Raw genomic sequence first — 20849 nt, 5'->3', positions numbered from 1 at the left:
CTTCCGGCCCGGTCGGCTCAGGTGTGCTCCCAGGAGCCGCTCAGGGCGGGCTCGGGGTACGGCACGACGGGATCCCGCGACTGGCCGGGATCCCCCGGCCCCTCGGCCGGCCGCCGGCTCCCGGACGCCTTGAAGACCCAGGTGCGGTAGGACCAGAACCGGAAGAGCGTCGCGATGCCGATGCCGAGGAACTTGCTGACGTTGGTGGCCAGCGTGCTGTCCCAGCCGAGCCCGTAGGTCGTCGCGTAGAGCACCGAGTTCTCGATGACCAGGCCGATCGCGCTGAAGACGAGGAAGAGGGTCAGCTCCTTCCGGCGGCTGTTGCGGTCCTCCTGGTCCCGGTTGCGGTACGCGAAGTACCGCAGGCCGAGGTAGTTGCTCAGGATCGCCACGACCGTCGCCAGCACGCTCGCCCGGACCGTCTGCCACTCGGTGACGGTCCTGACGAGGTTGAAGACCGCGAGGTTGACGACGAAGCCCGAGGCCCCCACCATGCCGAACTTCGCGATCTCGCGGTACAGCTTCCCGAACCGGGAGGGAAGCGCATGCCGTCCGCTGCTCACCGTGGCGCTCAGCCCCGTCGGTTGCGCAGTCGGAGGCGTACCGGCACGATCGCCGACTCGATCTGCGTCGCGAGGCTCATCTTGGACACACCCTCGGTGCGCTCCTCGAAGCGGATCGGGATCTCCACGGCGCTGTGCCCGGCCCGGACGGCCTTGAACTTCAGCTCGACCTGGAAGCTGTACCCGGCGCTGTCGAGGGTCGCCAGGTCGATGTCGCGCAGGGTGGCCGCCGACCACAGGTTGAAGCCGGCGGTGATGTCCCGGATCTTGGTGCCGAGCACGGTCCGGGCGTAGCGGTTGGCGAAGCGCGAGAGCAGCACGCGGTGCTTGCCCCACTCCTCGTCCAGCGACCCGCCCTCCACGTACCGGCTGCCGACGACCAGGCCCACGCCGGACGCGATGGCCGTCCCGAGCATGCGTGGGACCGCTTCCACGGGGTGGCTGCCGTCGGCGTCCATCTGGACCACGTACTCGGCGCCCTCGTCCAGCGCGGCGCTCATGCCGGCGACGTAGGCGCGCCCGAGCCCGTCCTTCTCGGTCCGGTGCAGCACGCTCATCCGGCGCCGCCCGTCCCAGTTGTACTTCTCGGCGAGTTCCTCGGCGATCCGCCCGGTGCCGTCCGGGCTGGAGTCGTCGACGATCTTCAGGTGCAGCCCGTCGACGGGCAGCCCGAGGACCAGCTCGGCGATCCGAGGCAGGTTCGCCGCCTCGTTGTAGGTGGGCATGACCACGGTGACGCGGGCACCCCCCAGGTCGTACGTCATTTCTTTCCCTCCCCTGAGAGCCCCGAAGGGATTCCCTCCCCGACGGGCGCCGGTCTGCCCAGCGCCCGGAAGTGCCAGCCCGCCGCGGTCCAGCGGTCCGCGTCGAGTACCCCCCTGCCGTCCACGATCCACGGCCGGTTCACCAGCTGAGCGGCTCGCTCCGGGTCGATCTCCCGGAACTGCGGCCACTCGGTCAGATGCAGCACGAGGTCGGCTCCCCTGAGCGCCTCCTGTGCCGACATCGCGTAGCCGAGGAGCGGGAACGCCTTGCGGGCGTTGTCCAGCGCCTCGGGGTCGAAGACCGTGACGTCGGCGCCGTCCAGGCGCAGCCGGGCGGCCACGTTGAGCGCCGGTGAGTCACGGATGTCGTCGGAGTCGGGCTTGAAGGCCGCTCCGAGTACGGCGACGCGGGCCCCCAGCACCGATCCGCCGCACAGCTCCCGCGCCAGGTCGACAACCTTGTCGCGGCGCCGCATGTTGATCGCGTCGACCTCGCGCAGGAACGCCAGCGAGACCCCGAGCTCGTCGGCCCGGTGCGCGAAGGCGCGGATGTCCTTGGGCAGGCAGCCCCCGCCGAAGCCGACCCCTGCGCGCAGGAACTTCCGGCCGATCCGGTCGTCGTACCCGATGGCCTCGGCGAGGACACCGACATCGCCGCCCGCGGCCTCGCAGATCTCGGCCATCGCGTTGATGAAGGAGATCTTGGTGGCGAGGAACGCGTTGGCGGCCGTCTTGACGAGCTCGGCGGTGGGGTGGTCGGCGACGACGACGGGGGTGCCGGCGTCGAGGACCGGTGCGTACACCGAGCGCAGGACCGCTTCCGCCCGCGCGGAGCGGACGCCGAACACCAGCCGGTCCGGGCGCAGGGTGTCCTCGACGGCGAAGCCCTCGCGCAGGAACTCCGGGTTCCAGGCGACCTCGACGCCCTCGAGGAGGCCGGCCAGCCGCTCGGCCGTCCCCACGGGCACGGTCGACTTGCCGACCAGCAGCGAGCCCTCGCGCGCGTGCTCGGCGATCGCCGTGAACGCCGCGTCGACGTAGGTCAGGTCGGCGCCTTCCGAACCCTGGCGCTGCGGGGTTCCGACACACACGAAGTGCACGTCGCCGAAGGCCCCGGCCTGCGCGTAGTCGGTCGTGAACGCGAGTCGTCCGCTCGCCGTGTGCTTCGCGATCAGCTCGGGCAGCCCGGGCTCGTGGAAGGGCACCCGGCCCGCCTGCAGCGCGGCGACCTTGTCGGGGTCCACGTCGACCCCGAGCACCTCGTGTCCGAGCTCCGCCATGCAGGCGGCGTGGGTGGCACCGAGATAGCCGGTGCCGATGACTGTGAGCCGCATCCAGCGGCCTCCTTCACAACTCCGTGTCGGCCGCTACTTGCGCTCGAGAACCTGGACCACGACGTGGTTCAGCTTCACCGTGCGTCCGGCCTTGAAGGACTTCTCGATCGCCGCCGCGGTCTTCTCGTTCATGCCGGTCAGCGGCGGCCGCCCGTCGGCGACGGTGGAGACCAGCCACAGCCGGTCGGTGCCCTTGAGGCAACTGGCCGGCTTGCGGCACTCGGTGGCGCCGTAGGACCCGTTCTGCTGCGGGGTGTACTCCATGAGCACGTCCTTGGGGGCCTTGCGGTCCCGCAGTTCGTACGCGATGGCCCGGCGCTCCGACATGCCGCCGTTGAAGATCATCCCGTCGCCGGACTTCTCGCCCGCCGCGATGACGTTCGCCGCGCCCCGGAAGTCCGGTTCCATCGGCAGGTCCTTCTTGGCGTCGCCGATCGCCGGCCACGCCACGAAGGCGTACCCGGCCGCCACGGCCGCGACCAGCAGCCCGCTCAGCACCTGGAGGCCGGTCCCCCGGCGCGCCCCGGGTTCGAGCCTGCCGACGAGCCGGGTGAGCGCGGCGGCCACCAGGAGCGTCCAGGCCGGGATGGTGAACAGCAGGTACCGGGGCAGGAAGAGGTGCAGCTGGTTGGCGGTCACGAAGGTGAGCACCGGCGGCAGCACGGCCCAGGCGGCGAGCAGCACCGAGTACCGTCCGGCCACCAGCAGGCCGACCACGCCGACGGCCATGATCGCTCCGCCGGTGATCCACGACCCGAAGAGGGTGTCGGGGAACTGGGTCAGGTCCTTGGTCGTGGTGACGTTCCAGGCGATCTGCCCGCTCTGCCCGGTGCCCTGCGCCACCATCGGGAAGGTGATGGACAGGCCCAGCATGGCCGCGCCCGCGAAGGCCCAGTGAGCGATGCGGTCGCCCTGCTTCTTGGCCAGGAAGACGAGCCACACGTGTCCGGCGAGCACCGCCATGGCCACCAGGTGGCTGAACCCGGTGGCGGCGACGGCGAGTCCGTACAGCGTCCAGTTGCGCAGACTCGGCTTGTCCAGCGCCCGGATCAGCCACAGGGTGGCCAGCAGCGCGAACATCGTCGCGAAGGCGTACGGCCGGGCCTCCTGTCCGTACCGGGTGATCATCGGCACGACCGCGAACAGCAGTCCGGCCAGCACACCGGTGCGCACCGCGAACATCCGGCGCCCCAGGAGCCCGACCAGACCGGCCGAGACCGCCATGGCGAGCGCCTCCGGCAGCCGCAGCATCGCCGCCGAGTCGCCGGCGACGTCGATCCACAGGTGCATCACCGCGTAGAAGGGCGCGATGACGACGTCGATGCTGCCGATCAGCCGCCCGAGGTCGTGCCACGAGATCGTGGACGCCCACCAGGTGGCGTGCTCGTCGCGCCACAGCTGGCGCCCGCCGAGTCCCGGGAGCACACAGGCGGCGGCGACCAGGGCGGGCAGCACGAAGGCGAGCCAGGCCGAGCCCCGGCCGGCCGCGTCGGCGGACCCGCCGCTCTCGGTGGACGTGGCTTCGGGTTCCTGGGCGGCCGTCTCGTCGAGCGGTGGTGTGTACGCCGTCATCGCTTCACCCAGATCCGGTACGGCTGCTGTCCGCCGTCCTTGTCGGAAGGCCGCAGCACGGCCAGCAGCCGGTAGTCCGCGTTGCCGCGCAGCGCCTCGGGAACGGAGGAGGACCGCAGCGCGATCACGTCGTAGGAGCCCTTCTTCACCTCGGTCGCCAGGGCCGCGCCGCGTTCGGCCTGGTGCCACTGGCCGGGCTCGGTGTGTGCCCGCAGGTAGTAGGCGGAGATCTCCGGGTCGTCCGTCAGGTACGAGCCCTTGGCGTCCACGACCTCGCGCAGGGCGCCGATCATGGCGGCCGAGTCCGGCGGCCGGTACAGCTCACGGGTCTGTGCCATCCCGATGACCAGCGCGGCGACGTAGATCATGATGCCGATCTGCGGGTACCGGAAGTGGGCGCCCATCATGCGCGAGACGCCGAGTCCGGCCATCGGCACCGCGAAGAGCAGGCCGAAGCCGACGTGGACGTACAGCGAGCTGCCGTTGCCGAGCCAGGCCTGGTAGAGGGGGGCGAGCAGGGCGGTGGCGCACATCGTCAGGCCGAGCAGGGAGCGCCGGACCGCACCCGGGGCGGAGCCCTCGGCCCACGGCATCTCCCCCATCCGGGCCCGTCGGACGAACCCGATGGCACCGATCACCGCGACGAGCAGGACGACCCCGCCCCACTGGGCGCTCTCCTCGAGCAGGTGGAGGGCGCTGTCGGTGCCTTGAACGTTCCAACCGCTCGGCGAGCCCGCCACCTGGACGCCCACGAAGCACAGGGCGCCGGTGGCCACCGCGAACAGCGCGCCGCGCACGAAGGCGCCCGCGCCCCGGAAGCGGTAGGCGGTCAGCACGGCGAGCACGGTCAGCGTCGGCAGGTACAGGGCCGCCGAATAGGCCGCGAACGGGGCGAGCGCCGCGAAGGGCGCCGCCACCAGCACGGCCGCTGGGCTGGACTGACGGGTCCGGGCCAGCAGCCACAGCGTGGCGGCCAGCAGGAACAGCGACAGGGAGTGCAGGGAGGCGTAGCGGCCGGTGAAGGCCGTCGACTCCAGCACGGAGTACATGGCGGCGGCCGCGAGACCGGCCCGTGAGTTGAACAGCAGCCGGGTGGCGCCGAACAGCAGTGCCGTGGCCCCGAGCGCCCAGGCCAGGCTCAGCGCCCGCGCCCCGGCGAGGCCGAGCTGGGAGACCAGGCCCGACAGCTCGCCGTCGGACAGCAGGAACTTCGCCTCCTGCGGGAAGGCGCTGCCGTCGAGCCGGAAGGACAGTCCGGCCTGCACCAGCAGGATCAGGATCAGCACGCCGCGGCTGATCCACGCCGAGCGGCTGTTGTCGACCGACCAGGCCGAGACCGGGACCTCGGGCAGCACGTACTCGGGCTCGGGTTCCGGCTCGGGTTCGACGACGGTGTACTGCGGCACGTAGTACTCGGCGTCGGAGCCGCCGGTGTAGGGCCGTGCGTAGTACTGCTGCTCCGCCGCGGTCGGCTGCTGCGGGACGTGCGGCTGCTGATGGCCGTAGGCCTGCGGGGCGCCGTAGGTCTGCTGCTGGCCGTACGCCTGCTGCTGCCCGTGGAACTGCTGCTCGTCGTAGTTCTGCTGCTGCTCGGTGTACGGCGGGTAGTGCTGCTGCCAGTCCTGCTGCGGGCCGGGTTCCGACCAGCCGCCGTCCTGTTGCTGCGTCGTCATGAACGCGGCACCTCGAATCCGAAGTCGTCGTCCGCGATCAGGCGCTTGAACTCGGCCAGCGCGAGGGGGCTGCTCTGGATGCGCCAGTCGGCCCTCTTGGGGATGTTGAACCAGAGGAAGCCGATGACGTCCTTGTCCTCCTTCACCCCCGCGAGCAGCGCGCGCACATCGGCGCGCCGCCGCTCCCCGGGCTCCGAGGAGGTCTCGCTGATCAGCACCGGCTTGTCGGTGAACGCGTCGATCTGGCTGCGCGTCGGGCCGTACAGGGTGGCGAAGGTGTGCGCTCCGGTCTGCGTCCAGTAGCCGACGATGCCGACCCAGTCGACGTAGGCGTCACCGGGCCAGTAGGGCTTCAGCTTCACGGACGGGACCGGGTTGACGACGTTCGGGCTCCACACCCAGATGACGTTGGTGGCGCCGACCTCCTGGAAGACGTCGTGGATGTGCCGCCACGCCTTCACGAAGGTCTCGGGGGTGGTGTCCTTGGTGCCCCACGGGTACCACCCGCCGTTCATCTCGTGGCCGAAGCTGATCGCCACGGGCACGTTCGTCTTGCGCACACTGTCCGCGTACTTCTTGATGTACGCGTCCTGCGAACCGTCGGCGATCTTGTCGAGGCCGGGCTTGAACGGCTCCCACGACACGTACATCAGGCCGCCGTCGCCGAACACGTTCTGGGCGCCCCCGGCGTTGAAGCCGTCGCCCCACGACGAGTACGAACCGACCAGGTTGGGCTTCTTGCCGACGGTCTTCGCGAAGGTGTCCACCGGCTTCAGCGAGCTGGGCGCGCCGTTCAGGGCCACTCCGAAGAAGTCCTTGTCGGGGTGGAGCAGCGGTTTCACGTCGTACGGCGGCTCCGCGTCGGGAGCCTTCGAGGCGGAGCTGGCGTCCGGCTCCTTCGCGGCCCGGGCGGCGGGGTCGTCACCGCCGAGCAGACCGCAGCCGGAGACCCCCGCCAGGGACATCAGCGCCACGCACAGCGGGAGGACGGTCTTGCGGATCATGCGGGATCACCTGCCGAGTGGTGTTCCTTGGGCTGGATGAGCGCCCGCGCGACGACCAGCGCGTAGAACAGCCCGGAGGACAGGACGAGGGCGAAGTCCGGGGGGTAGCCGGTGAACAGCCGGTACACGGCGGTACCGACCCAGACCACGGCGGTACCGCCGCTCCAGATCCACAGCCCCAGCCAGAACCGGCGGGTCTTGTTCTTCTTCGCGCCCTTGGAACCGGTGGGCTGCCAGCCCATGCGCTGCTTGCGCAGGATGTCCCAGATGGCGAAGACATGCGCCCAGCCGTACATCATCCGTGCCGACCAGGCCTCCAGCCGGTACGGCGCCTTGTGCCACATCGGGAAGACGAGGGTGGTGTAGGCGATGCTGGGCAGCACCCAGACCAGGTGCTTGACCTGGAGCATCTCGGGGCTGGTGACCAGCAGCATGATGGGCACGAGGGGCGCGAAGAAGGTGAACAGCGCCGTGTGGATGTAGTAGAAGAACCCGGACATGTAGCAGAGCCGGCTGGAGAACCGGATCGGCGCGTCCCAGAACTTCTTGCTGCCGAGCAGCGACATCGAGCCGGAGCACCAGCGGTACTGCTGGTTGAAGAACGCCCCGGCGGTGTCCGGGCACACCCCCGTGGACAGCGCGACCGGCACGTACTTCAGGTCCCAGCCGAGCCCGCGCAGGTCGAAGCCGGTGTGCACGTCCTCGGAGTGCTCGATGAGGGTCGTACCGCCGTTGGTCTCCAGCGCGGCCCGGCGATAGATGGCGCAGGAGCCGACGCAGATGGCGCCGTCACTGTTCTGCCGGGACACCTGCACGGACCGGTAGAACAGCTCCTGCACCGCGCCGGCCCCGCGCTCGATCCAGTTCTGCGAGTCCAGCACGCGGAAGTACTGCGGGGACTGCACGATCCCGATGCGCTCGTCGGCCTCCATGTACGGCAGCAGCTCCTCCAGGAGGTCGGAGCGCGGCGTGAAGTCGGCGTCGAGGATGAGGACGTACTTGCCGTCGGACTGCCCGAACCCGAAGTGCAGGTTGCCCGCCTTCTTGAACCAGCCGCGGTTCTCCCGGGTGCCGTAGCGGAAGCCGAAGTCCCGGGCCATCGCGGCCAGCTCGGGGCTCGCGCCGTCGTCGAGGACGAAGGGCACGCATCGGCCGGGATACCGGTCGGCCAGCTGCCGGACGTGGGTCCAGGTGTTGTGCAGCACCTCGATGGGCTCGCCGCACACCGGCAGGAAGACGTCGACGGTGGGATAGACCTGGGGTCGCCAGCCACGGACGAGCTGCTGGTGGTACTCGAAGTCGAAGTCGCGCGTGAAGCCGTTCACCCGCAGCGACACCAGGTAGTAGACGACCGTGAAGAACAGCGGCGGCGCGAAGATCCACATCAGCGGGCTGGCCTTGGCCAGCGCCACTTGGCTGACGGTCAGGCACCCGAAGCTGACGATCGAGGCGAGCGTCAGCACCCACAGGCGCCGTTTGACATACGAGTACTTCTCCGCATGCGAGGGAGGCGCGGGCAGCAGGCCCATGGGCGCCGGTTCGGCGCCACGCTTCCCTCCGTGCCGGGCGGACCGGCGCCCCCCGGCACCGGCCTCTCCGGACATGCGGGCAGAGTCAATGGATGACATTCCTACCCTCCGGGCCTCCGGCCCGCGTGTTCCCCGCCCCAAAGAGCCCCTTTCGAACAAAGGGGCTAGATGGGGAAGGTTATCCGAGAGATGTGAATGCCGTAAGGGAAAGACAGAGACTTACGTCCGATAAGTCCGTTTATCTCCGTTGTTTTTGTTGAAAGCCTGGGTAACGAGCAGGTTTCCCACCTGGACGTACAGGGCACATGGCCTTAGTTGTGCGCTCCTCGTCACACTTTTACGGCGTGAATACTGGCTGCCGATCACCGAGCAGCCCAGGGGGGCACAATGACCAGTTCGAACTCACGCCGTTCCGTCCTCAGATCGGCCCTCGCAGTGAGCGGAATAGCCGTCTCCGCCACCGCGGTCTCCACCGGCGACGCCACCGCCCTGGCCGCCGACGCGGGATGGGTGAACGTCAAGGATCACGGCGCCCAGGGAGACGGCACCACCGACGACACCGCGGCGATCCAGGCGGCACTGGACGCCTGCGGGCCCGGAAACATCACCGTCCTCCCGGCGGGGGTGTACCGCACGAGCGCTCCCCTGCGGATAGGCCCGTACGTCACCCTCCAGGGCTCGCACGCCGGCGGTGAGGCCCAGCCGAACGCCGAGAACCCGGTGGCCGGCATCCGCCCCCTGCCGTCGTTCACCGGAAACGCCGTCGTCGAGGTCCTGGACCAGCAGCTGGGGGGCTACTCCCGACCGGCCAACGCGCAGCGCGTCTTCTCCCTGACCATCGACGGCTCCGCCCTGCCCCGCTCGGGCGCGGAGATCGACGGCATCCGCGCCACCGGGCAGATCCAGCACCTGCAGCTGAGGGACGTCCACGTCCGCTCCGTCACCGGCATCGGTATCAACACCTGGTACAACTTCAACGCCACCGGCGGCCCCCAGGCCCCGTTCTGCCTGCACTACGACCGTGTCTCCGTGCTGTGGACCGGCTCCCACGGCATCGTGCTGAACAACTCCACCGACTCCGTCTTCCACGACGTGTACGTCCTGGGCGTCGGCGGCTGCGGCTGGTGGATGTCGGGCGCGGGCAACTCCTCCTTCACCAGCTGCCGGGCGGAGTGGTCGAAGCTGCACGGGTTCGACATCGAGTCCGTACCCGGAGTGATCAGGATGGTCGCGTGTTCCACCGACCGCAACGGCTGGAACGGCATGTACGTCCACGCGACGGACACCACCGGAGTCCTCATGCTGTCGGCCACCCAGCTCACCCGGGACGGCAAGAACAACGGCACCGGTGGCGGCGGCTACGCCGGACTGGCCGTCGCGAGCTCCCAGTGCAAGGTCATCGCCGACGGACTCGTGGCCCTCACGGGCAAGGACGACGACGGAACGGGCGTGGCGAGCCCCCAGTACGGCGTCCGGGCCGACAACTCCGCCTACGTCGTGGTCAACTCGGGCCACCTGCAAGGAGTCACCTCCCCCTGGCAGAACGGCACCGGCAACACGAAGTTCGTCAAGGGAACCCTCGTGGGCACCGGCTGACGAGACGTCCTGCCGGGAGCGGCCGGTCAGCAGCAGCCCGCTCCCGGCAGCGTCCGCCGGTTCCGCGCCTCCTTGTTCCGCGCCGCGAGCAGCTCGTCCGCCGGGTACCCGACCTCCTCAAGCGTCAGCCCGTGCGGTCGTACGACATGGACGGCCGAGTCCCTGACACCGGCGGCCAGCACCTTGCCGGGCCAGTCGGGGCCCCGGTGCCCGTCCCCCACGAACAGCAGCGCGCCGATCAGCGAGCGCACCATGTTGTGGCAGAAGGCGTCGGCCCGCACGGTGGCGGTGATGATCCCGTCGTCGCCCCGCACGAGGCTCAGTTCCTGGAGCGTGCGGATGGTCGTCGCGCCCTCCCGCCGCTTGCAGTACGCGGCGAAGTCGTGCTCGCCGAGCAGCCGGCCCGCCGCCTCGTTCATGGCGTCCACGTCGAGCGGCCAGTCGTGCCACAGGACGTGCCCCCGCAGCAGCGGGTCGACGCCGCCGGGGTTGTCGGTGACGCGATAGGCGTACCGCCTCCAGATCGCGGAGAACCGTGCGTTGAACCCCGCCGGAGCCTCCCGCAGGGCCCACACCCGCACGTCCTTCGGCAACCGTCCCGCCAGCCGCTTCAGCAGCTTCTCCCGGTGCTCCTGCCACAACGCCTCGGGCAGGTCCACGTGGGCCACCTGCCCCCGGGCGTGCACCCCGGCATCGGTCCGTCCGGCCACGGTCAGCTCGTACGTCACGTCCTTGGACCGTGTCACGGTCCGCAGCGCGTCCTCGATCTCCCCCTGCACGGTCCGCCGTCCCCCGGCCTGCTTGGCCCATCCGGAGAACTCGGCTCCGTCGTAGGACAGGTCGAGGCGGACACGGACGTCACCGGGCTGTACTTCGTCGCTCACCCCTGGATCCTCTCAGGAACGCGACACGGGCCCGCCCCGAGGGCGGGCCCGTTCACCAGGACCCGTCAGTGCCAACCCCTCGGGTTCAGCACGATCTCGCCGGAGTCGTTCGCCGGATTGCCCTCATTCGGCATCGTGTACGCGAAGAACGCCCGGCCGGTGGCGTTCCTGATCACCTGGTCCACGCGGAGCCCGAAGGTGAAGGTGCGCGAGGCGTCCTCCAGGATCGGGGTGCCGACCGAGCACAGGTAGTCGCCCTCGGCGCCCTCCCAGTCGGCGGCCCGGCAGCTTTGGGGGGCCGTGGTGACCGTGGTCCCCGGGGGAAGGTCCACCCAGAACGAGATCGGCTCGCCGCCGGAGCGGATCATGGCCAGCCACGCGGGACCGTGGTTGGCGAAGCCGACGTCCAGGGACACCGTCTGGCCCTTGCGGGCCCGCAGCCGCTCACCGCTCAGATCGAGGTCGAAGGTGTTCTTCGTCGGGAAGTCCAGCTCCGCGTACCGGGTGTAGCCGGCCGGATCGGCGTCCGGCAGCCGCACCAGCCCCAGCTCGGGGCCGGTTCCCGCCCGGTAGTCGCCCTCGGCCAGCAGGTCCGCCACCTGGTCGGCGGGCACCGCGCTGAAGGAGTAGGAGAGCACGTCGTAGAGGGCGAAGCCGGCCGTCCCGACCGGGAAGGGCGTGCTCAGCCCGTAGGTCGCCCCTCCGGCGAACTCGCTGTCGAAGACGCACAGGGCCGAGGACCACCCGCGCAGGTCGTCCGGGTCACGCGGGTCGTACCAGCAGTTGCCGAAGGTGCTGGGCAGGGAGATGCCCCGGGTGCCGGAGACCCGCAGCACCACGCCCTTGCCGCCCAGCCCGCCGACGTTGCGGAAGCTCAGCGGTGTCTGGAAGGTGTCCCCTGCCGTGAAGCCCTCGGGCTCGGCCAGCTGCTTCATCTGCAGCTCGGGGCCGCCGACCAGCACGTCCACGGTGTGCCCGGTGAAGGCCAGGCCCTCGCCGACGGCCGTGACCTCGATGGTGCCGACATCGCCCGCGGCGCTCTCGTCGGTGACGTCGAGTCTGATGCCGCCCAGGTCGTTGTAGTCCGCGCCGGCGTAGATCTCGTAGCCGCGGCAGGTGGCGACCAGCCCGTCGACGGAGCAGCCCTGCCAGCCACCGAGCCGGGAGAAGTTCACGGAGGCGACCCCGGCCAGGGAGCTCGCGTCCACGGTGACCGTGTACTCGCCCTGGTGGATCGGATAGACGACCCCGTTCTCGTCCGGCACCGGCTCGCCCGGCGCCCGGAGCCCGAGCTCGATCTGCGGCTCACCCGGCTCACCGGGCTCCCCGGGCTCGGGGTGCAGCGAGAGGTTCACGCTGTCGGTCCCGGTCACGGAGACCGGCAGCGGCTCCTCCTGGGCGTGGGCAGGACCGGCGAGCGCGCCGGCGGCCAGGGCGGCCAGCGCGAGAGCGGTTACGGTACGCCGCACGGCGGCGAGAGTGGTCATGGAACCCCCCGTGACTCGGACACCAGGCGCACCGGACCGGCGACGCCGTATGCATGACCTGTGAGTCAGCTGTGAGGTTGCACTGCCTTTGCGCCACAACGCGAACGGGCCCGCTCCTCGAAAGGAACGGGCCCGCGATCACCCTGGGGGCGCAGAACGCTTACGCGTCCTTCGACTCCTCGGCCGGAGCCTCGGCGTCGGCCTCGTCGGCCTTGGTCGTGTCGACCTTGGTCTCCTCGGCGACCGGAGCGGTCTCGGCGTCCTTGGCGGCACGCTTGGTGGCGGCCTCGGCCTCGCCGGTGGCCTCCTGCGCGACCGTCAGCGCCTCGACCAGCTCGATGACAGCCATGGGCGCGTTGTCGCCACGACGGTTACCGATCTTGGTGATCCGGGTGTAGCCACCCGGACGGTTCTCGTAGCGCGGGCCGATCTCGGTGAAGAGCGTGTGGACGACGCTCTTGTCCGTGATCACCTGGAGCACCTGACGGCGGTTGTGAAGGTCGCCCTTCTTGCCCTTGGTGATCAGACGCTCGGCGTACGGACGCAGCTTGCGCGCCTTCGCCTCGGTGGTGGTGATACGGCCGTGCTCGAAGAGGCTCTTCGCGAGGTTCGCGAGGAGCAGCTTCTCGTGCGCGGCACTGCCGCCCAGACGGGCACCCTTGGTGGGCTTCGGCATGGTGTTTCTCCTAGGTGTCTGCCCCGGCCGTACTAGGTACCGGAGTCAGTATCTGAGCAGACGGTCGCCTGTCAGAGATCCAGGCCCCCGAAGGGGCCTGGAAGGGGCGCGGGGAACTGCGCGACAAGCCACAGCGCACCCGCACCCGAGTACGGACCTGTCGGCCCGAGCTCTTAGTACTGCTCGGTCTCGACAAACCCGGCGTCCGCGTCGTCGTCGGCACCGAAGGCGTCCGCGGCGGCGGTCGGGTCGAATCCGGGCGGGCTGTCCTTCAGGGCCAGGCCCATGCCGGCCAGCTTCGCCTTGACCTCGTCGATCGACTTCGCACCGAAGTTGCGGATGTCGAGCAGGTCGGCCTCGGAACGAGCCACGAGCTCACCCACGGAGTGGATGCCCTCGCGCTTGAGGCAGTTGTAGGAGCGGACCGTCAGCTCGAGCTCCTCGATCGGGAGCGCGAGGTCGGCAGCCAGCGCCGCGTCCGTCGGGGACGGGCCCATGTCGATGCCCTCGGCGTCGATGTTGAGCTCGCGGGCCAGACCGAACAGCTCGACCAGCGTCTTACCGGCGGAGGCCATCGCGTCACGCGGACGCATCGCCTGCTTGGTCTCGACGTCGACGATCAGCTTGTCGAAGTCGGTGCGCTGCTCGACACGGGTCGCCTCGACCTTGTACGTGACCTTGAGCACGGGGCTGTAGATGGAGTCGACCGGGATACGGCCGATCTCCTGGCCCACCTGCTTGTTCTGCACGGCGGAGACGTAACCGCGGCCACGCTCGACCGTCAGCTCCATCTCCAGCTTGCCCTTGCCGTTGAGCGTGGCGAGGACCAGGTCGGGGTTGTGCACCTCGACACCGGCGGGGGGCGCGATGTCGGCGGCGGTGACCAGACCCGGGCCCTGCTTGCGCAGGTACATCACGACCGGCTCGTCGTGCTCCGAGGAGACGACCAGCTGCTTGATGTTGAGGATCAGGTCGGTGACGTCCTCCTTGACGCCCGGCACGGTGGTGAACTCGTGCAGGACGCCGTCGATGCGGATGCTGGTGACAGCAGCGCCGGGGATCGACGACAGGAGGGTGCGGCGGAGGGAGTTGCCGAGGGTGTAGCCGAAGCCCGGCTCCAGCGGCTCGATCACGAACCGGGAGCGGAACTCGTCGACGACCTCTTCGGTCAACGAGGGACGCTGAGCGATCAGCATGTGAATCCTTCAGTTCAGGGGCACCCACTATTTGATGCCCTGAGGTCACCAGGCGGAGCCTGATGGTGTTACGTCAAGGGTACGGGCGGCACGACTCTTATGAGCCGTACCGCCCGGAACCGAGCCTGCGCGAAGCAGCCTGCGCGTCAGACGCGACGACGCTTCGGCGGACGGCAGCCGTTGTGCGGGGTCGGGGTGACGTCCTGGATGGAGCCGACCTCGAGGCCCGTGGCCTGGAGCGAGCGGATCGCGGTCTCACGACCGGAACCCGGGCCCTTCACGAACACGTCGACCTTGCGCATGCCGTGCTCCTGCGCGCGACGGGCAGCCGACTCGGCGGCCATCTGCGCGGCGAACGGCGTGGACTTCCGGGAGCCCTTGAAGCCGACGTGGCCGGCGGAGGCCCAGGAGATCACGTTGCCGGACGGGTCCGTGATGGAGACGATCGTGTTGTTGAACGTGCTCTTGATGTGCGCGTGGCCGTGAGCGACGTTCTTCTTTTCCTTGCGGCGCACCTTCTTGGCAGCGCCCTGACGACCCTTGGGGGGCATCTACAAACTCCTACGGGGAGGTGGTCGGTCCTACAGCGAAGACCGCTGATGAAGCGTTGTCCGCTGAGGACTACTTCTTGCCCGGCTTCTTCTTGCCGGCGATGGCGCGACGCGGGCCCTTGCGGGTGCGGGCGTTCGTGCTGGTGCGCTGACCACGGACGGGCAGACCACGGCGGTGGCGCAGACCCTGGTAGCAGCCGATCTCGACCTTGCGGCGGATGTCGGCCTGGATCTCGCGACGGAGGTCACCCTCGGTCTTGATGTTGTTGTCGACGTACTCGCGGATCGCGACGAGCTGCTCTTCGCTCAGGTCACGAACACGGGTGTTCGGGTCGATGCCCGTCTCCGCCAGCGTCTTCTGCGAAAGAGTCCGGCCGATGCCGAACACGTAGGTCAGGGCGACCTCCACGCGCTTTTCGCGCGGGATGTCAACACCGGAAACGCGTGCCATTCAATGGCTCCAGTTGATCTTCGGAGGTCTGACGCAGAACCGGCTCCCGACCGCCGTACCAGGTACGAATCGGGTCCTCGGCCTCCGAACCGAGGGTGTCAGGCGTGCACTGGCCGCCCGGGTTCCGCGTATTTACATATTCAGCTCGCGTCGCGCGAATCTCTGCGGAAGCAGAAGGTGAGGCCTGTTGCGATTAACCCTGGCGCTGCTTGTGGCGCGGGTTCTCGCAGATGACCATGACCCGACCGTGACGGCGGATCACCCTGCACTTGTCGCAGATCTTCTTGACGCTCGGCTTGACCTTCATGGGACTGAGGTTCTCCGAGTCAGAGGGATCTACTTGTACCGGTAGACGATCCGGCCACGGGTCAGGTCGTACGGAGACAGCTCCACCACGACCCGGTCGTCAGGGAGGATACGGATGTAGTGCATCCGCATCTTGCCGCTGATGTGTGCCAGGACCTGGTGGCCGTTCTGGAGCTCGACCTTGAACATGGCGTTCGGAAGAGACTCGACGACAGTGCCCTCGATCTCGATGGCACCTTGCTTCTTGGCCACGCTTCGCCCTTCGAATCGACTACCTTGATCGACTCCCGCCAACGCATGAAGACATGCGGGCACACGAGAGTCGACGAGTCAGTCTACGTCAGCACTACCAGAAAGACGAATCGAGGATTCATGCCCCAACCCAGAGATCATTAAGCGCCCCAAAGGGGCGCGGGGAACTGCGCGACCAGCCACACGCGGCCCGCAGCCGGCACCAGACCTAAGCCAACGGATCCGGAGCCGCCACAACCCCATGCTCCGCAAGCTTCGCCTTACCCCCGTCGGGAGCCGTGAGCACAAGGGGCCCGTCCTCCGTCAACGCAACCGAGTGCTCCCAGTGCGAAGACCACGTCCCGTCCGTCGTGATGACCGTCCAGTCGTCCGACAGGACCTCCGTCTTCGGGGTCCCCAAGGACACCATCGGCTCGATCGCGAGGCAGAACCCCGGCACCAGCTTCGGTCCCTTCCCTCGCCGCCGGTCCACGTAGTTCAGCAGGTGCGGATCCATGTGCATCTCGGTGCCGATGCCGTGGCCGCCGTAGTCCTCGATGATCCCGTACCGTCCGCCGCCGGGCTTCGGCTGCCGCCGGATGTACGTCTCGATGGCCCGGGAGACGTCGACCAGCCGGTTCCCCTGCTTCATCGCCGCGATGCCAGCCCACATGGACTCCTCGGTCACCCGGGAGAGCTCGATCAGCTCCGGGGCGTGACCCGAGCCGACGAAGGCGGTGTATGCCGCGTCCCCGTGCCAGCCGTCGATGATCGCGCCGCAGTCGATGGAGATGATGTCGCCGTCCTTGAGGACGACCTCGTCGGACGGGATGCCGTGGACGACGACCTCGTTCACGGACGTGCAGATCGTCGCCGGGAAGCCGCCGTACCCCAGGAAGTTCGGCTTGGCGTTGTGCTCCGCGAGGACCTTGCGCGCGACCTGGTCGAGATCCCTGGTCGTGGCCCCGGGCACGGCGGCCTCGCGGGTCGCCGCGTGGATGGCGGCGACGACCAGCCCCGCCTCACGCATCTTGGCGATCTGCTCGGGGTTCTTGATCTGCACCATGCTGCGGGGGCCTTTCTCGGACCGGGAAAACGGGGGGCGGGTAAGGGGACGGGCGCCTTCAACGATACGTGCACCCACGCAGCAGCCGCGGCCCCCCGGAGGGGAACCGCGGCTGTCGTACGGGAAGTACGGGAAGAACCGCTACGCGGCGTGGTCCTCGCGCTTGAGGGCCTCCATCGCGCGGCCGGTGACGTCCTCCACCTTGCCGAGCGCCGAGATCGTGACCACCAGGCCCTGGGCCTTGTAGTAGTCGATGATCGGCTCGGTCTGGGTGTGGTAGACCTCCAGCCGCTTGCGGACCGTGTCCTCGGAGTCGTCGTCGCGCTGGTACAGCTCGCCGCCGCAGACGTCGCAGACGCCGTCCTGCTTGGGCGCCTTGTACGAGACGTGGAAGACGTGCGCCGAGTCGTTGCGGCAGATGCGGCGGCCGGCGATGCGCTTGACGACCTCCTCCTCGGGGACCTCGAGGTCCAGCACCGCGTCCAGCTTCATGCCCTCGGTCTGCAGCATCTCGTCGAGCGACTCGGCCTGCGAGACGTTGCGCGGGAAGCCGTCGAGCAGGAAGCCGTTCTCGGCGTCCGGCTGCTCCATGCGGTCCTTGGCCATCCCGATGGTGACCTCGTCCGGAACCAGGTTGCCCGCGTCCATGTAGGACTTCGCGAGCTTGCCGAGGTCCGTCTGCTGGCTGATGTTGGCGCGGAACAGGTCGCCCGTGGAGATGTGCGGGATCGACAGGTTCGAGGCGAGGAACGCGGCCTGCGTTCCCTTGCCGGCACCCGGCGGCCCGACGAGGACGATACGCATCAGCGGAGGAACCCTTCGTAATTGCGCTGCTGGAGCTGGCTCTCGATCTGCTTCACCGTCTCGAGACCGACACCCACGATGATCAGGATGCTGGTCCCGCCGAACGGGAAGTTCTGGCTTGCCCCGAAGCCGACCAACGCCATCGTTGGCACAAGAGCGATCAGACCCAAGTACAGCGAACCCGGCCAGGTGATCCGGTTGAGTACGTAGCTGAGGTACTCAGCGGTCGGTCGGCCAGCCCGGATGCCCGGGATGAAGCCACCATACTTCTTCATGTTGTCGGCGACTTCCTCGGGGTTGAAGGAGATCGCCACGTAGAAGAACGCGAAGAACACGATGAGCAGGAAGTAAAGGGTGATGTAGATCGGGTGGTCGCCCTTGACGAGGTTGGCCTCGATCCAGGTCTTCCAGCCCGAGTTGCCGCTCGAGAACTGCGCGATCAGAGCCGGGATGTAGAGCAGCGACGACGCGAAGATGACGGGAATCACACCGGCCTGGTTGACCTTCAGCGGGATGTACGTCGACGTACCGCCGTAGGACCGGCGGCCGATCATGCGCTTCGCGTACTGCACGGGGATACGGCGCTGGGCCTGCTCGACGAAGACCACCAGGCCGACCATGACCAGGCCGACGAGGATGACGGTGCCGAACTCGATCCAGCCGTCGGCCAGGGTGCCCGACTTCTTGATGGCCCACAGCGCGGACGGGAAGGTGGCGGCGATCGAGATGAACATCAGGATCGACATGCCGTTGCCGATGCCGCGGTCGGTGATGAGCTCACCGAGCCACATGACGACGGCCGTACCGGCGGTCATCGTGATGACCATGACGATCGTGGTGAAGATCGCGCGGTCCGGGACGATGCTCGACGCGACGGTGCAGCCGGAGAAGAGCGCGCCGCTGCGGGCGGTGGCGACCAGGCCGGTGCCCTGCAGGATGGCGAGCGCCACCGTCAGGTAACGGGTGTACTGCGTGATCTTCGCCGTACCGGCCTGGCCCTCCTTCTTGAGGGCTTCCAGGCGCGGGATGACCACGGTGAGCAGCTGGAGAATGATGCTCGCCGTGATGTACGGCATGATGCCGAGCGCGAAGACCGTGATCTGCAGCAGTGCGCCGCCGCTGAACATGTTGACCAGACCGAAGAGTCCCTGGTTTCCGGACGCCTGGTCCACGCACTCCTGGACGGACTTGTAGTCCACGCCAGGGATCGGAATGTGGGTACCCACGCGGTACACCACGATGATGGCGAGCGTGAAGAGCAGCTTCTTGCGCAGGTCGGGCGTCCTGAACGCCCGGGCGAACGCGGTGAGCACGGTGCCTCCTGCGACCCCCGCGCTACTGCGTCAAGGGTGACGGTCTTGAGGTTCGACGAATATGTGGGAAAGCAGTGCAGGCCACCTTACCGGCGACACGGCCCGCCGTGGAACGACCAACCGGGGATACCCCGTTGTGAGGTATCCCCGGTGGGTACTGCTTTACGTCATCGCGCTCAGACGAGCTCGGTGACCGTGCCGCCGGCGGCGGTGATCTTCTCCTTGGCGGAGCCGGAGACGGCGTCGACCGTCACCTGCAGCGCCACGGAGATCTCGCCCTGGCCGAGGACCTTGACGAGGCTGTTCTTGCGAACGGCACCCTTGGCCACCAGACCCTCGACGGTGACCTCGCCACCCTCGGGGTAGAGCGCGGCCAGCTTGTCGAGGTTCACGACCTGGAACTCGGTCTTGAACGGGTTCTTGAAGCCCTTCAGCTTCGGGAGACGCATGTGGAGGGGCATCTGCCCACCCTCGAAGCGCTCCGGAACCTGGTAGCGGGCCTTCGTGCCCTTGGTACCACGACCGGCCGTCTTACCCTTCGACGCCTCACCACGACCCACACGGGTCTTGGCGGTCTTGGCGCCCGGGGCGGGACGGAGGTTGTGGATCTTGAGCGGGTTGTTCTCCGCCATGATCAGTCGACCTCCTCGACCGTCACGAGGTGGCGGACGGTGTGCACCATGCCGCGGAACTCGGGGCGGTCCTCCTTGACGACCTGCGTGTTGATGCCCTTGAGACCAAGGGAGCGCAGGGTGTCACGGTGGTTCTGCTTGCTGCCGATGTAGGACTTGACCTGCGTAATCTTGAGCTGCGCCATGATTACGCACCCGCCCCGGCACGCGCACGGAGAAGAGCCGCGGGAGCGACGTCCTCGAGCGGCAGACCACGGCGGGCCGCGATCTCCTCGGGACGCTGCAGACCCTTCAGGGCCTCCACGGTCGCGTGCACGATGTTGATCGCGTTGTCGGAGCCGAGCGACTTCGACAGCACGTCGTGGATACCGGCGCACTCGAGCACGGCACGCACCGGACCACCGGCGATCACACCGGTACCGGGCGACGCGGGCTTCAGGAGCACGACGCCGGCAGCCTTCTCACCCTGGATGGGGTGCGGGATGGTGCCCTGGATACGGGGGACCTTGAAGAAGTGCTTCTTGGCCTCCTCAACGCCCTTGGCGATGGCGGCCGGCACCTCCTTGGCCTTGCCGTAACCGACACCCACGGTGCCGTCACCGTCGCCCACCACGACCAGCGCGGTGAAGCTGAAGCGACGACCACCCTTCACAACCTTGGCGACGCGGTTGATCGCGACAACGCGCTCAACGTACGCGGTCTTCTCGGCGGCAGCAGCGCCGCCGTCACGGCCCTTCCGGTCCCGCCGCTCGCCGCCACCGGCACCGCCACCGCGGCGCTGGGGTCCAGCCATTGGAATTACCTCTCTCTTTTTCCGCTAGCTACGAACGGCTCAGAACTTCAAGCCGGCTTCGCGGGCGGCGTCCGCCAGGGCGGCGATGCGCCCGGCGTACTGGTTGCCACCACGGTCGAACACGACAGCCTCGACACCGGCGGCCTTGGCGCGCTCAGCGACCAGGGCACCGACCTGCTTGGCCTGCGCCGACTTGTCGCCCTCGCCACCACGCACCGTGGTGTCCAGGGTGGACGCCGACGCCAGGGTGTGACCCTTGATGTCGTCGATCACCTGGGCCACGATGTGGCGGTTGGAGCGGGTAACGACCAGACGGGGACGCTCCGCCGTACCGGAGATCCGCTTGCGGATCCGGATGTGACGGCGCTTGATCGCGGCGCGCTTGTAGGCGTCGCCCTTCAGGATCTTCTGTCCGTATGCCATG

23 protein-coding genes are annotated in these 20849 nt (G+C 68.6%); 1 reads left to right on the top strand and 22 read right to left on the bottom strand.

Translation table 11 applies throughout. From position 1 onward, the window contains the following. Positions 1-17: 17 nt before the first annotated feature. From AC2XR2_RS27035 to AC2XR2_RS27005, 7 genes are read right to left on the bottom strand one after another with little or no spacing between them, the layout of a single operon-like run. The gene (locus AC2XR2_RS27035) at positions 18-563 is read right to left on the bottom strand and encodes a GtrA family protein (RefSeq protein ID WP_381303515.1); all 546 of its coding nucleotides are present in this window, start codon (positions 561-563) and stop codon (positions 18-20) included. An 8-nt stretch (positions 564-571) separates the two neighbouring features. Then, positions 572-1327, bottom strand: a complete 756-nt coding sequence (locus tag AC2XR2_RS27030; RefSeq protein ID WP_449352371.1) for a polyprenol monophosphomannose synthase — start codon at positions 1325-1327, stop codon at positions 572-574. After that, positions 1324-2661, bottom strand: coding sequence for a UDP-glucose dehydrogenase family protein (locus AC2XR2_RS27025; RefSeq protein ID WP_491516515.1), 1338 nt, complete (start codon positions 2659-2661; stop codon positions 1324-1326). The genes AC2XR2_RS27030 and AC2XR2_RS27025 overlap by 4 nt, the downstream gene beginning before the upstream one ends. Positions 2662-2694: 33 nt before the next feature. Further along, positions 2695-4233 carry a glycosyltransferase family 39 protein gene (locus tag AC2XR2_RS27020; protein ID WP_491516514.1) on the bottom strand — a complete coding sequence of 513 codons (1539 nt, stop codon included), beginning with the start codon at positions 4231-4233 and terminating at the stop codon, positions 2695-2697. Next, on the bottom strand, positions 4230-5906 hold the full coding sequence (locus AC2XR2_RS27015; protein WP_491516513.1) for a hypothetical protein: 1677 nt from the start codon (positions 5904-5906) through the stop codon (positions 4230-4232). The genes AC2XR2_RS27020 and AC2XR2_RS27015 overlap by 4 nt, the downstream gene beginning before the upstream one ends. Further along, positions 5903-6910: a glycoside hydrolase family 26 protein gene (locus AC2XR2_RS27010; protein ID WP_491516512.1), complete on the bottom strand. Its 1008-nt coding sequence runs from the start codon at positions 6908-6910 to the stop codon at positions 5903-5905. Before AC2XR2_RS27010 ends, AC2XR2_RS27015 begins: the two co-directional genes overlap by 4 nt. Continuing rightward, on the bottom strand, positions 6907-8439 hold the full coding sequence (locus AC2XR2_RS27005; RefSeq protein WP_491518507.1) for a glycosyltransferase family 2 protein: 1533 nt from the start codon (positions 8437-8439) through the stop codon (positions 6907-6909). Before AC2XR2_RS27005 ends, AC2XR2_RS27010 begins: the two co-directional genes overlap by 4 nt. A 387-nt stretch (positions 8440-8826) precedes the next feature. Between AC2XR2_RS27005 and AC2XR2_RS27000 the strand changes: the two genes are divergently transcribed. Then, positions 8827-10035 (top strand): right-handed parallel beta-helix repeat-containing protein, encoded by a 1209-nt coding sequence (locus tag AC2XR2_RS27000; protein ID WP_491516511.1) that lies wholly within the window; start codon positions 8827-8829, stop codon positions 10033-10035. Between the two features lie 26 nt (positions 10036-10061). Here AC2XR2_RS27000 and truA read toward each other — a convergent pair whose 3' ends face one another. The 15 genes from truA to rplR all read right to left on the bottom strand — a co-directional run bounded on the left by truA (position 10062) and on the right by rplR (position 20848). Then, complete coding sequence (truA, locus tag AC2XR2_RS26995; protein ID WP_491516510.1) at positions 10062-10919, bottom strand: tRNA pseudouridine(38-40) synthase TruA; 858 nt, start codon at positions 10917-10919, stop codon at positions 10062-10064. 65 nt (positions 10920-10984) lie between these two features. Further along, positions 10985-12406: a hypothetical protein gene (locus AC2XR2_RS26990; RefSeq protein ID WP_491516509.1), complete on the bottom strand. Its 1422-nt coding sequence runs from the start codon at positions 12404-12406 to the stop codon at positions 10985-10987. A 160-nt stretch (positions 12407-12566) separates the two neighbouring features. Then, positions 12567-13082 (bottom strand): 50S ribosomal protein L17, encoded by a 516-nt coding sequence (gene rplQ / locus AC2XR2_RS26985; RefSeq protein WP_330265007.1) that lies wholly within the window; start codon positions 13080-13082, stop codon positions 12567-12569. 173 nt (positions 13083-13255) lie between these two features. Continuing rightward, positions 13256-14278 (bottom strand): DNA-directed RNA polymerase subunit alpha, encoded by a 1023-nt coding sequence (locus AC2XR2_RS26980; protein WP_003966937.1) that lies wholly within the window; start codon positions 14276-14278, stop codon positions 13256-13258. A gap of 146 nt (positions 14279-14424) precedes the next feature. Beyond that, complete coding sequence (gene rpsK, locus AC2XR2_RS26975; RefSeq protein WP_003956432.1) at positions 14425-14829, bottom strand: 30S ribosomal protein S11; 405 nt, start codon at positions 14827-14829, stop codon at positions 14425-14427. 70 nt (positions 14830-14899) lie between these two features. Further along, on the bottom strand, positions 14900-15280 hold the full coding sequence (rpsM, locus tag AC2XR2_RS26970; protein ID WP_330265008.1) for a 30S ribosomal protein S13: 381 nt from the start codon (positions 15278-15280) through the stop codon (positions 14900-14902). A gap of 193 nt (positions 15281-15473) precedes the next feature. Beyond that, complete coding sequence (gene rpmJ, locus AC2XR2_RS26965) at positions 15474-15587, bottom strand: 50S ribosomal protein L36 (RefSeq protein ID WP_003998809.1); 114 nt, start codon at positions 15585-15587, stop codon at positions 15474-15476. Positions 15588-15616: 29 nt separating this feature from the next. Beyond that, the gene (gene infA / locus AC2XR2_RS26960; RefSeq protein ID WP_003948620.1) at positions 15617-15838 is read right to left on the bottom strand and encodes a translation initiation factor IF-1; all 222 of its coding nucleotides are present in this window, start codon (positions 15836-15838) and stop codon (positions 15617-15619) included. Positions 15839-16046: 208 nt separating this feature from the next. After that, positions 16047-16883 (bottom strand): type I methionyl aminopeptidase, encoded by an 837-nt coding sequence (gene map, locus AC2XR2_RS26955; RefSeq protein WP_356455845.1) that lies wholly within the window; start codon positions 16881-16883, stop codon positions 16047-16049. Positions 16884-17024: 141 nt separating this feature from the next. Then, on the bottom strand, positions 17025-17687 hold the full coding sequence (locus AC2XR2_RS26950; RefSeq protein WP_330265010.1) for an adenylate kinase: 663 nt from the start codon (positions 17685-17687) through the stop codon (positions 17025-17027). Beyond that, the gene (gene secY / locus AC2XR2_RS26945; protein ID WP_123762511.1) at positions 17687-19000 is read right to left on the bottom strand and encodes a preprotein translocase subunit SecY; all 1314 of its coding nucleotides are present in this window, start codon (positions 18998-19000) and stop codon (positions 17687-17689) included. Before secY ends, AC2XR2_RS26950 begins: the two co-directional genes overlap by 1 nt. A 176-nt stretch (positions 19001-19176) precedes the next feature. Then, entirely contained in the window at positions 19177-19632 is a 456-nt protein-coding gene (gene rplO, locus AC2XR2_RS26940; RefSeq protein ID WP_003974249.1) for a 50S ribosomal protein L15, read from the bottom strand. 2 nt (positions 19633-19634) lie between these two features. Further along, on the bottom strand, positions 19635-19817 hold the full coding sequence (gene rpmD / locus AC2XR2_RS26935; protein WP_003974250.1) for a 50S ribosomal protein L30: 183 nt from the start codon (positions 19815-19817) through the stop codon (positions 19635-19637). A 2-nt stretch (positions 19818-19819) separates the two neighbouring features. Then, on the bottom strand, positions 19820-20425 hold the full coding sequence (gene rpsE / locus AC2XR2_RS26930; RefSeq protein ID WP_009190144.1) for a 30S ribosomal protein S5: 606 nt from the start codon (positions 20423-20425) through the stop codon (positions 19820-19822). A gap of 39 nt (positions 20426-20464) precedes the next feature. Further along, complete coding sequence (gene rplR, locus AC2XR2_RS26925) at positions 20465-20848, bottom strand: 50S ribosomal protein L18 (protein ID WP_030317315.1); 384 nt, start codon at positions 20846-20848, stop codon at positions 20465-20467. Position 20849: the final 1 nt, after the last annotated feature.

It is taken from the genome of Streptomyces sp. LS-MS-L19 (assembly GCF_058382285.1).
This window is presented reverse-complemented; position numbering and strand designations above follow the sequence as displayed.